The sequence below is a fragment of the Arthrobacter sp. AOP29-A2-19 genome (assembly GCF_058138025.1).
On record NZ_CM176894.1, the window covers coordinates 776747 to 788027 of the forward strand.

Sequence of the window (11281 nt, forward strand, 5' to 3'; positions counted from 1 at the left end):
CCGTGGAGCCGTGGTGGACAACGAGGAGCAGGAGACGCTGGAGGCCGGAACCGACGGAGGTGTCCTGTCCCGTTTCCCCGAGGCGGTCTACGCGGCCAGCGGGGAGGACGACGCCGGCGCCCCGCCACTGCGCGGCGCGGGCGTCGCGTTCCGTGTCCTGCTCTATGGCGGCATGGTGGTCGGCGTGTTCGCCGCGCTGGCCCTGATCGCGTCCGTCGTTCTGCAGGGGCTGCTCGCCGGCAGCTACATCCAGGCCGGCGGCGACTACTTCGGTGCCGGGACCGAGGGCCAGGTGGCCCGGGAACTGTTGGGCGTTCCGCTGGGCGGCTTCGTTGCCGCCGTCGTGCTTTCGCTCGCGGCCATCACCGTGGGCGCGCTCGGCGTGTTCCGCGCAAGGAGCCGCGCGGACGCCGCGAGGGAGCCGGGCGAACGCGCCTGACCCACCTCGGGCGCCGGGTCTGGGCGCCGGACCGCGCGCCGGGCTTCCGCAGGCCGCCGTCGCGCCGTACCTCCGCAGGCCGCCGCCGCGCCGACGGTCGGGCGTCCCCGTGCGACGCGCCGCGACCCGCCGTTTGGCACTCGCCTTGACCGAGTGCCAGCCACCTCATAGAGTCTTCATTAGCACTCGGCCCCGTCGGGTGCTAAAGCCTGAGGTACTTGCCAGCTGGCACCGCGACGACGGTTGGTGCATCCCAACGGCCCTTCAACCATTGGCACTCACGCAAAGGAGAGATCCGCATGTCGGTCTCCATCAAGCCTCTCGAGGATCGCATTGTTGTTCAGCCGCTCGAGGCCGAGCAGACCACGGCTTCCGGCCTGGTCATCCCCGACACCGCAAAGGAAAAGCCCCAGGAGGGCAAGGTTGTGGCAGTCGGACCCGGCCGCGTTGACGACAACGGAAACCGCGTTCCCGTCGATGTCGCCGAGGGCGACGTTGTCATCTACTCGAAGTACGGCGGCACCGAGGTCAAGTTCGGCGGCCAGGAGTACCTGGTGCTCTCGGCCCGCGACGTGCTGGCCATCGTCGTCAAGTAGTTTTCCCGTGTGAAGCCCCGGCCCCGGCCGGGGCTTTACGCAATCCCAAGGAGCAGCAGCATGGCTAAACAGCTTATTTTCAACGACGACGCACGCAAGGCGCTCGAGGCCGGCATCGACAAGCTCGCCAACACCGTCAAGGTGACCCTGGGCCCCCGCGGCCGCAACGTGGTTCTGGACAAGAAGTGGGGCGCGCCGACCATCACGAACGACGGCGTGACGATCGCCCGCGAGATCGAGCTCGACGACCCGTACGAGAACCTTGGCGCACAGCTCGCCAAGGAGGTCGCGACCAAGACCAACGACGTTGCCGGCGACGGAACCACCACCGCCACCGTGCTCGCGCAGGCCCTGGTCAAGGAAGGCCTGCGCAACGTCGCGGCCGGCGCTGCGCCGGGCGAGATCAAGCGCGGCATCGAGACCGCCGTCGAGGCCGTTGTCACGCGCCTCGCCGAAATCGCACGCCCGGTCGAGGGCCAGGACGTCGCGAACGTCGCCGCCATCTCCGCGCAGAGCGACGAGATCGGCGACCTGCTCGCCGAGGCGTTCGGCAAGGTCGGCGCCGAGGGCGTCATCACCATCGAGGAATCGAACACCACGTCCACCGAGCTGGTCCTCACCGAGGGCATGCAGTTCGACAAGGGCTTCCTGTCCCCGCACTTCGTCACCGACCCGGAGCGCCAGGAGGCCGTCCTCGAGGACGCGCTGATCCTGGTCAACTCGGGCAAGATCTCCACCGTGGCCGAGTTCCTGCCGCTGCTGGAGAAGGCGTTGCAGGCCGGCAAGCCGCTGTTCGTCATCGCCGAGGACATCGAGGGCGAGGCCCTGTCCACCCTGGTCGTCAACAAGCTGCGCGGCACGCTCAGCGTCGTTGCCGTCAAGGCACCGGGCTTCGGCGACCGCCGCAAGGCCATGATGCAGGACATCGCGATCCTCACCGGCGCGCAGGTCGTTTCCCCGGACCTGGGCCTGAAGCTGGACCAGGTCGGCCTGGAGGTCCTCGGCTCCGCCCGCCGGATCACCATCACCAAGGACCTGACCACCATCGTCGACGGCGCCGGCACCCACGAGGACGTCGCGGACCGCGTCGCCCAGCTGAAGGCCGAGCTTTCCCGCACGGACTCCGACTGGGACAAGGAGAAGCTGCAGGAGCGCCTCGCGAAGCTCTCCGGCGGCATCGGCGTCATCAAGGTCGGCGCCGCGACGGAGGTTGAGCTCAAGGAGCGCAAGCACCGTATCGAGGACGCCGTCTCCGCGACGCGTGCCGCGATGGAAGAGGGCATCGTCGCCGGTGGCGGCTCCGCCCTCGTCGACGCGCTCTCCGTGCTCGACACCGATCCCGCCGTCGTGGCGCTCGAGGGCGACGCGGCCGCGGCCGTCGGCATCGTCCGCCGTGCCCTGGTCCAGCCGCTGCGCTGGATCGCCCAGAACGCCGGACACGACGGCTACGTGGTGGCCTCCAAGGTCGCCGAGTCGCCGGTCAACTTCGGCTTCAACGCCAAGACGGGCGTCTACGAGGACCTGCTCGCCGCGGGCATCATCGACCCGGTCAAGGTGACGCGCTCCGCGCTGCGCAACGCCGCGTCGATCGCCGCCCTGGTGCTCACCACGGAGACCCTGGTCGCCGAGAAGCAGGAAAACGAAGACGAGCACGCAGGCCACAGCCACTAGCCAGCGACAGCTCCAACCGCCTTCCACGGAAGGCACGGCCGCCCAGCGCGGCCGGCCAGGGCGCCGAACTTCCCCCGGGAGGTTCGGCGCCCTTGTTGTGTCCGGGCCTCGTGTCCTTGCCTTGTGTCCCGACCGTCGGCTGACGTGGCGGTCCGCAGAAAAATCCCCCCAGGGGTTTACCCGGCGGGCGTCGGCGTCCTAACCTGCACGCAGGGACACCGCAGGGGGCGGTGTGGGGTGCGCAGGGGGCTGCGCGCTTCGGAATTTCTTGGGGGTTCTTATGGGTGCGTCACTTGCTGTCCGTTCTTTCCGCATGGTCGTCGCGCTGGGCGTGACACTGGCGATGCTTGTCTTCTGGCTGTTCTCCATGTCGTCCGCCGCCCAGCCGGACGAGGGGAAGGCGGCCCAACCGCCCGGCGCCGCGTCCGCGCTGTCCCCGCCGCCGGGGTCGGAAGCGGCCGACGCCGGGGCCGGCGATGGCGTTTCGTCCGGAGACGCCACGGTGGGGGATGCCGAGTCCGAAGGGATGCCGTTGCCGGAGGCAACGGTGCCGGATGCCGCCGGGACGACCGGCGAGGCGGCTCCGGGGACGGAGGCCGCACAGCCGACGGCGGATGCGGGCGTCGGCACCGAAGCGCCGAAGCCGGCTCCCTCCGAATCCTCCACGGCCGACGGCGGAAAGACGGACGACCGCGGCGGTAACAAGGGCGACGACGCCAAGGACGACGTCTGCGAGGACGATTCGCGGGTCCAGGCCGAGCGCAAGGGTGGCCACCGCGGCGACGATTGCGACGACGACGACGGTGGCAAGGACGAGGTTTGCGAGGACGATTCGCGGGTCCAGGCCGAGCGCAAGGGTGGCCACCGCGGCGACGATTGCGGCGACGGCGACGGCGGCGGCAAGGACGAGGTCTGCGAGGACGATTCGCGGGTCCAGGCCGAGCGCAAGGGTGGCCACCGCGGCGACGATTGCGACGACGACAACGGTGGCAAGGACGAGGTCTGCGAGGACGACTCGAAGGTCCAGGCCGAGCGCAAGGGCGGCGGACACCACGGCGACGACGACGACTGCGACGACTACTCGCACGAGCCGAGCGAAGAGCCCTCGCCCGAGCCCACGGAGACCAGCGCCCCGCCGACCGAGACCAGCGCAACTCCGACGCCCATCGAGAACAGCGCGACGCCGTCGGCGGCCGTTGTGCCCTCGCCCCGGGCGGGAACTCCGACGCCGGTCCGGGTGGTTCCGGCCGCGACGCTCGCGGAGACCGGCGTCGGCTCGGCGGGCCTGACCGTCGCCGCCGTCGTCCTGGTGGGCGCGGGCGGCGTCATGATGGCGTCCTCCGCCGCCCGCAAGACCAGGCGTCAGCACTAGCGGACGGGCCCGCGGGGCGTTTGCCCCGCGGGCCCTCCGACCGGTGAGATAACTGTTTGGTAACGGCGGCTGGTAGAATTGACGGTTCCGGCGGGCAGTGGTTGCCTCCGGGCATCCGGACCAGCTAGCCGAAGGGACACCGTCCGCAATGGCCCATGGCCCAAACGCCACCACGATCCCGGCCGCAGCGCGTGCCGCGGAGAAGCCCGCGTACCGCCCCGAGGTCCAGGGCCTGCGCGCCTTCGCCGTACTCATGGTGGTCGTTTACCACGTGTGGCTTGGCCGGGTTTCCGGCGGCGTCGACGTGTTCCTGCTGATCTCCGCGTTCCTGCTCACGGCGTCGTTCACGTACAAGGTGGAGGCCGGCCGGCCGCTCAAGTTGGTCTCCTACTGGCTGCACCGCTTCAAGGGTCTGCTCCCAGCCGCCGTCGTGGTCCTCCTCGGGATCCTCGTGGCCACCGCATCGCTCCTGCCGCGCACCCGCTGGCACGAGGTCTTCACCCAGACCTGGTCGAGCCTCTTCTACGTGCAGAACTGGACGCTTGCCAGCGAATCGGTCGACTACTACGCGGCGAACCACGCCACGGCCAGCCCCCTTCAGCACTTCTGGTCCCTATCCATCCAGGGCCAGGTCTTCATCCTGTGGCCGTTGGTCTTCGCGGCCTGCGCCCTCGCGTGGCGCGCCCTCCGCGGCCGCTTCCCGCGCCTGCGCTACCGGGCCGTGGTTGCCGCCGCCTTCGGGCTGGTCTTCGCGGCCTCGCTCGCGTATTCGGTCCACGCCACCGCGACCAACCAGGCGTTCGCCTACTTCGACACCCGGGCGCGACTGTGGGAGTTCGCGCTCGGCTCCCTGCTGGCGCTCGGCCTCCCGTACGCCGGCCGACTGCCCGTGGGCTTCCGCGTTGTCCTGGGCTGGGCCGGTCTGGCGGCCATGCTGGCATGCGGCCTGGTCCTGCAGGTGCAGGGCCAGTTCCCCGGGTACGCCGCGCTGTGGCCGACGCTTGCGGCCGCGGCGATCATCGCGTCCGGCACTACCGGCAACACCGGCGATACCGGTCGCGCCGGCGAGATCCGGCCCGCCCGGGGCGTCGACCGGCTCCTCGCCGCCCGGCCGCTGGTGGCGCTCGGCGGAATCTCCTACGCCCTGTACCTCTGGCACTGGCCCATCCTGGTGATCTACCTGGCCGTCCGGCAGAAGGCGGAGCCGGGCATCCTCGGCGGCGCCGCCGTCATCGCCCTGTCGCTGGCACTGGCCTGGGCCACCACCCGCGCCATCGAAACCCCGTTCCACGCCTGGCACTGGCCCACCCAGCGCCGCCGCCGGCTGAGCCTGGTGCTGGCCGTGCTGGTCGCCGTCGTGGCCATGCCGCTGAGCGGCTGGCAGGCGCGGGTCGCCGCGATCGAGACGTCCGCCCAGCAGCAGGACGCCACGGACAACCCCGGCGCCCGCGCGCTCGAGCCCGGCTTCGAGTACGACGGCGACCCGGCCGCCGTCGTGCGTCCGCTCGCCAGCGGCGCGGCGGACGAATGGGCCAACTACGGCGGCGACTGCGCCGGCGGCTACGAACTCGTCGACCCGCGCATGGAGTACTGCCAGCTGGGCGGGGACCCCGCCACCGCCGAGAAGACCATCGTGGTCCTGGGCGACTCGCATGCCCAGCATTGGACGGCGGCCCTCGCCGGCGCCGCCGAGCGCAACGGCTGGGCCTGGGTGCTGGTCAACCGACCCGCCTGCCGCTTCGGCGCGGAGACCGACGAGCGCGAGGCCGAGTGCAACGAGTTCAACGACGCCGCCACGCAGTACGTCCTGGACCACAAGCCCGACGCGGTCCTCACCGTCGGAACGCTCACCGCGCACGACGCCGGCCCGGACACGGCGGCGCCGGCGGACGAGGAGCGCATCGTCCCCGGCTACGTCGAGGGCGTGCGGCCCTTCCTGGACGCGGGGATCGACGTCGTCGCCCTGCGCGACACCCCGCGCTTCACCTTCAGCGTGCCCGAGTGTGTGGACCGCAAGGGCCCCGACGCGGAGGAGTGCTCGGCGCCGACGGAACGGCTGATGGCCCCCGTCTCGCCGCTGGAGGAGCTGCGCCGCCAGACGGGCGAAGGGGGAGCCCTGCCGCCGTCGCTGAAGTTCATGGACATGACCGACCAGCTCTGCGTCGACGGCACGTGCCGCCCCGTGATCGGCAACGTGCTCGCCTACATGGACGACTCGCACCTGACGAGGACCTACGTGGAGACCACCACGCCAGTCTTCGAGCGCAGGCTCAAGGACTCCCTGGGCTGGTAGGGGTGTCGGGTTTGACACATCGGCGCCCTGGAATGGGGAACGGACCGCTCGCGTTCTAGGATGTAGGAAATCCCCCACCCGGTTCGCGAAAGGCCCCCCGTGTCTGAGTTCAACCCGTTTGCCTTCGAAGGCCTCACCTACGACGACGTCCTGCTGCTCCCCGGCCCCACGGACGTCATCCCCTCCGAGGCCGACACCGCGACCCGTTTCACGAAGCGCATCTCGCTGAACATCCCGCTGGCCTCCGCCGCCATGGACACCGTTACCGAAGCCTCGATGGCGATCGCGCTGGCCCGCCAGGGTGGCATCGGCATCATCCACCGCAACCTCTCCATCGATGACCAGGCCAAGCAGGTGGACCAGGTCAAGCGCAGCGAGTCCGGGATGATCACCGACCCCGTGACCGTTGGCCCGGACGCCACGCTGCAGGAACTGGACGACCTCTGCTTCCACTACCGCGTCTCGGGACTGCCCGTGGTGGACGCCGGCAAGAAGCTGTTGGGCATCATCACCAACCGCGACACCCGGTTCATCCCGCGCGAGCAGTTCCTGACCACCAAGGTGTACGAGGCCATGACCGCCATGCCGCTGGTCACCGCGCGCGTCGGCGTGCCCCGCGCGGAGGTCATCGCGCTGCTGAGCAAGCACCGCATCGAGAAGCTGCCGCTCGTCGACGACCACGGCATCCTCCAGGGCCTGATCACCGTCAAGGACTTCGACAAGGCCGAGCAGTACCCGCTGGCCACCAAGGACGAAGAGGGCCGCCTGCGCGTCGGCGCCGCCGTCGGCTTCTTCGGCGAGGGCTACGACCGGGCGATGTCCCTGATCGACGCCGGGGTGGACGTGCTGGTGGTGGACACCGCCAACGGCCACAGCCAGGGCGTGCTGGACATGATCTCCCGCCTCAAGAAGGATCCGGCCGCCGCGCACGTCGACGTCGTCGGCGGGCAGGCCGCCACCCGCGAGGGCGCGCAGGCACTGATCGACGCCGGCGCCGACGCCATCAAGGTCGGCGTGGGTCCGGGCTCCATCTGCACCACCCGCATCGTCGCGGGCGTGGGCGTCCCGCAGGTCACCGCGATCTACGAATCCGCCAAGGCCGCCATCCCGGCCGGCGTCCCGCTCATCGCCGACGGCGGCCTGCAGCACTCGGGCGACATCGGCAAGGCGCTCGTCGCCGGCGCCGACTCCGTGATGCTCGGCTCGCTGCTGGCCGGCACCGCCGAGTCCCCGGGCGACCTGGTGTTTATGAACGGTAAGCAGTTCAAGGCCTACCGCGGCATGGGCTCGCTCGGCGCCATGCAGACGCGCGGCAAGAACACCTCGTACTCCAAGGACCGCTACTTCCAGGCGGACGTCCCCACCGACGAGAAGCTGATCCCCGAGGGCATCGAGGGCCAGGTCCCGTACCGCGGACCGCTGTCCGCCGTGGCGCACCAGCTGGTGGGCGGCCTTCGCCAGACCATGTTCTACGTCGGCGGGCACACCATCCCCGAGCTCAAGGAGAAGGGCAAGTTCGTCCGCATCACCGCGGCCGGGCTCAAGGAGTCCCACCCGCACGACATCATGATGACGGTCGAGGCGCCCAACTACCGCTCGCGCTAGCCGCGGTAGGGCCCGCCCCATCGCGACCGCGGGCTACGCCCCCACTGCCACGCGAAGTGGACATTTCACCGGGTAGTTAACCGGTGTGGTGTCCACTTCGCGTGGTTCGGGCGCGTGGCCGGTTGGCACGGCCCTCGGGTGCGCGTAGCCGCCGGTGCTACGAGGTCCTGTGGTGCACGGGCCCGGCCGCGTGCTGCTCGGCGACGAGGTATTCCTCGACGGCGCGCTCGGGCACCCGGTACGACCTGCCAAACCTCACCGCCGGCAGTTCCCCCGCGTGAACCAGGCGATACACGGTCATCTTCGACACGCGCATCGCCTCCGCCACCTCGGCCACCGTCAAATAGTGCGCATTCTCGAATTTCTGCAACTCGACCATTTGGTCCCCAATCACTTCGTCCATTCGTCCCCACGATGGAGCAAATTACGCTCCAATACCGATGGGCACTGGAGCACCGCTGTTCGCAAGGTAAGCACAAACGGTACGCGAGGGCCAGAGGTGCGGATACGCGTTTCGGGGCGTGTCGCGGACACGGATGTGAAACAAATCCATCGAATGGAGATGCGCAACAACCGCTTCATTCATGAACCGGTGTGTGACCTGCGTCTCTGCGGATCTTGGGCCCATTTTGTGTCCCGCCGCGGTACCCGGCGAACCCGGCGCCCCCTTGGTCCCGGCCCGTAGAATGTTTCGGTATGCGGAGCCGCGCCGAGCGCGGCCGCCGCATCGGCCCGCGCATCCGCCGCAACAGAAAAGACCCCTCCATGTCCCAGCCCAAGCAGCTGAAGAAACTCGCCCGCGACCGCATGGCACGCACCGGCGAGAGCTACACGCTGGCCCGCAAGCACATCCTGGCCGGCAAGCCGGAGGGGACCTCCCGTCCCGCCGCGGAGGCGCTCGGCGCGGAGCCCGCTCCGGCCACGGAGCCGGAGGAGGTGGAGCTGCCCGAGTACCCGGCGCCCGAGGCGGTCGTCCAGTACGACGCCGCGCTCTGGCACCGAGTCCTGACCCAAGCGGGCGTGACGCACCCCCTCAACGGTCAGCCGCTCAGCGAGGCACTGCTGGCCGGACTCGCCGGCGGCATCGGCTTTATGGTCTTCACCTTCGAGTACGAGGAGACGACGACGGCGACCGTCGTCACCCGCGCGCACCCCGAGCCGTACGTCGCGAACCTGCTCTCCCGCTGCGGCGCCCCGATCCGTGAACAGACGACGAGCAGCACCAAGGTGGCACAGGCGAACCTGGACGCCGCGCTGGACGAGGGCCGCGCCGTCGTCGTGCGCGTCACCGAGGCGCTGCTGCCCTGGGCGTCGGGTGCCGAGGCGGAGGAGAGCGAGTCGATCGACGTCGCGGTGGTCGGCGAGCACGACGACGGAAACTACCTGGTCGACGACGGCGGGGGAGAGCTGCAACTCATCTCCCCGGCGGAGCTGGCCGCGGCCCGGGGGCGCCGGAAGAAGGACAGGCAATGGCAGGCGTGGGCACCCCGGCCCGCCACGCCGGAGGCCGAGGTGCTCGGCGAGAACGCGGCGCAGGCCGTCCGCGCGACCGCCGCGCGCCTTCTGGGACGCTCCGAGCTCGTGGGGATCCCCGCCCACTTCGCCAAGAACTTCGGCGTGGCCGGGATGCGCACGTGGGTGGAGAAGCTCAGGGACACCCGGACCAGGAAGGGGTGGGCGGCCCTGTTCGCGGATCCCGACCGCCTCTATGACGCTCTGGCCCAGGTCAGGGACTTCCTCGAGTCCCCGCGCTTCGGCGGGACCGGCGGTCTGCGCGGCCAGTACGCCGACTTCCTCGACGAGGCCGCGCGTCTGCCGGTCGCCTCCTCCCTCCCCGGCCTGGCCGAGGCCGCCGAGGCGTACCGCGCGCTGGCCCCGAAGTGGACGGAACTGGCCGAGGCCGTGGACCCGGATGTGGACCCCGAGGAGCGCGCGGCGCTGTTCGCGCGGCTGGCGGATCTCCTCGAGGAGATCGCCGACGCCGAGGAGGCCGCCGCGCGGCTGTTGCTGCCGGCGGAGTAGGGCCGGTGCCGGCGCCGGGCGCCGAGCCCCCGGGACCAAGGTGTCGGGGGCGCGCTGATAGGCTGGCCGGGTGACTTACGAGATTGAAATCGGGCGCGGAAAGCGCGGAGTGCGGGCCTATTCGCTGGACGACGTGGCCATCAGCCCCAACCGCCGGACCCGGGACCCGCAGGACGTTTCCGTGAACTGGCAGATCGACGCCTACCAGTTCTCCACCCCGATCATCGGCGCGCCGATGGACTCGGTGATGAGCCCGGAAACCGCCATCGCGCTCGGGAAGCTCGGCGGGCTCGGCGTGCTGAACCTCGAGGGCCTGTGGACGCGGTACGAGGACCCGGCGCCCGTGCTGGAGGAGATCGCCTCGCTCAAGGGCGACACCAGCGACGGCAAGCACTTCAACCCGGCGGTCACGCGGCGGCTGCAGGAGCTCTACGGGGCCCCGATCCAGCCCGAGCTGATCAGCTCGCGGCTCGCGGAGATCCGCGACGCCGGCGTCACCGTGGCGGGGGCCCTGACGCCGCAGCGCACCCAGGAGCACTACAAGACGGTGCTGGCGGCCGGAGTCGACATCTTCGTCATCCGCGGCACCACGGTCTCCGCCGAACACGTCTCCAAGAACCAGGAGCCGCTGAACCTCAAGCAGTTCATCTACGAGCTCGACGTGCCCGTCATCGTCGGCGGCGCCGCCGGATACACCCCGGCCCTGCACCTGATGCGCACCGGCGCCGCGGGCGTCCTTGTCGGGTTCGGCGGGGGAGCCACCGGGACCACGCGCCGCGCGCTCGGCATCCACGCGCCCATGGCCACCGCGATCTCCGACGTGGCCGCCGCCCGCCGCGATTATCTCGACGAGTCCGGCGGCCGCTACGTGCACGTCATCGCCGACGGCGGCATGGGCAGCAGCGGGAACATCGTCAAGGCCATCGCCATGGGCGCCGACGCCGTGATGCTCGGCAGCGCCCTGGCCCGCGCCACCGAGTCGCCCGGCAACGGATGGCACTGGGGAGGGGAAGCGCACCACCACACGGACCCGCGCGGAGACCGCGTGCACGTGGGTACGGTCGGACCGCTGGAGCAGGTCCTCTTCGGTCCCTCGCACCACACGAACGGCACGTCCAACCTGATCGGCGCCCTCCGCCGCTCGATGGCGACGACCGGCTACTCCGACCTCAAGGAATTCCAGCGCGTCGACGTCGTCATCGCGCCGTACGAGGTGGGCTGACCCATGGCTGTGCGCGGGACCGGATCCGGGGCGAACGGCCTCGCCGCGACGGGGGCCGAGC

General features: G+C 70.5%; 9 protein-coding genes. 8 read left to right on the forward strand and 1 reads right to left on the reverse strand.

The window, feature by feature from the left end; all coding sequences use genetic code 11:
* The first annotated feature begins 10 nt into the window (after window positions 1–10).
* From AC3ZJJ_RS03520 to guaB, 6 genes are all read left to right on the forward strand, one after another.
* Window positions 11–439, forward strand: a complete 429-nt coding sequence (locus AC3ZJJ_RS03520) for a hypothetical protein (RefSeq protein ID WP_489893878.1) — start codon at window positions 11–13, stop codon at window positions 437–439.
* Between the two features lie 299 nt (window positions 440–738).
* Window positions 739–1035, forward strand: coding sequence for a co-chaperone GroES (gene groES / locus AC3ZJJ_RS03525; RefSeq protein ID WP_489893879.1), 297 nt, complete (start codon window positions 739–741; stop codon window positions 1033–1035).
* A 60-nt stretch (window positions 1036–1095) separates the two neighbouring features.
* Window positions 1096–2706 carry a chaperonin GroEL gene (gene groL / locus AC3ZJJ_RS03530; RefSeq protein WP_489893880.1) on the forward strand — a complete coding sequence of 537 codons (1611 nt, stop codon included), beginning with the start codon at window positions 1096–1098 and terminating at the stop codon, window positions 2704–2706.
* A 313-nt stretch (window positions 2707–3019) separates the two neighbouring features.
* On the forward strand, window positions 3020–4078 hold the full coding sequence (locus tag AC3ZJJ_RS03535) for a hypothetical protein (protein ID WP_489893881.1): 1059 nt from the start codon (window positions 3020–3022) through the stop codon (window positions 4076–4078).
* 148 nt (window positions 4079–4226) lie between these two features.
* Window positions 4227–6371 (forward strand): acyltransferase family protein, encoded by a 2145-nt coding sequence (locus tag AC3ZJJ_RS03540; RefSeq protein WP_489893882.1) that lies wholly within the window; start codon window positions 4227–4229, stop codon window positions 6369–6371.
* A 99-nt stretch (window positions 6372–6470) separates the two neighbouring features.
* Window positions 6471–7976: an IMP dehydrogenase gene (gene guaB / locus AC3ZJJ_RS03545; RefSeq protein WP_489893883.1), complete on the forward strand. Its 1506-nt coding sequence runs from the start codon at window positions 6471–6473 to the stop codon at window positions 7974–7976.
* A 157-nt stretch (window positions 7977–8133) separates the two neighbouring features.
* Here the strand turns inward: guaB and AC3ZJJ_RS03550 are convergent, their stop codons facing one another.
* Window positions 8134–8355, reverse strand: a complete 222-nt coding sequence (locus tag AC3ZJJ_RS03550) for a helix-turn-helix domain-containing protein (RefSeq protein ID WP_489895665.1) — start codon at window positions 8353–8355, stop codon at window positions 8134–8136.
* A 317-nt stretch (window positions 8356–8672) separates the two neighbouring features.
* Here AC3ZJJ_RS03550 and AC3ZJJ_RS03555 point away from each other — a divergent pair, with 317 nt between their 5' ends.
* Complete coding sequence (locus tag AC3ZJJ_RS03555; protein ID WP_489893884.1) at window positions 8673–9998, forward strand: BtrH N-terminal domain-containing protein; 1326 nt, start codon at window positions 8673–8675, stop codon at window positions 9996–9998.
* Window positions 9999–10068: 70 nt separating this feature from the next.
* The gene (locus tag AC3ZJJ_RS03560) at window positions 10069–11220 is read left to right on the forward strand and encodes a GuaB3 family IMP dehydrogenase-related protein (RefSeq protein ID WP_489893885.1); all 1152 of its coding nucleotides are present in this window, start codon (window positions 10069–10071) and stop codon (window positions 11218–11220) included.
* The last annotated feature ends 61 nt before the right edge of the window (window positions 11221–11281 follow it).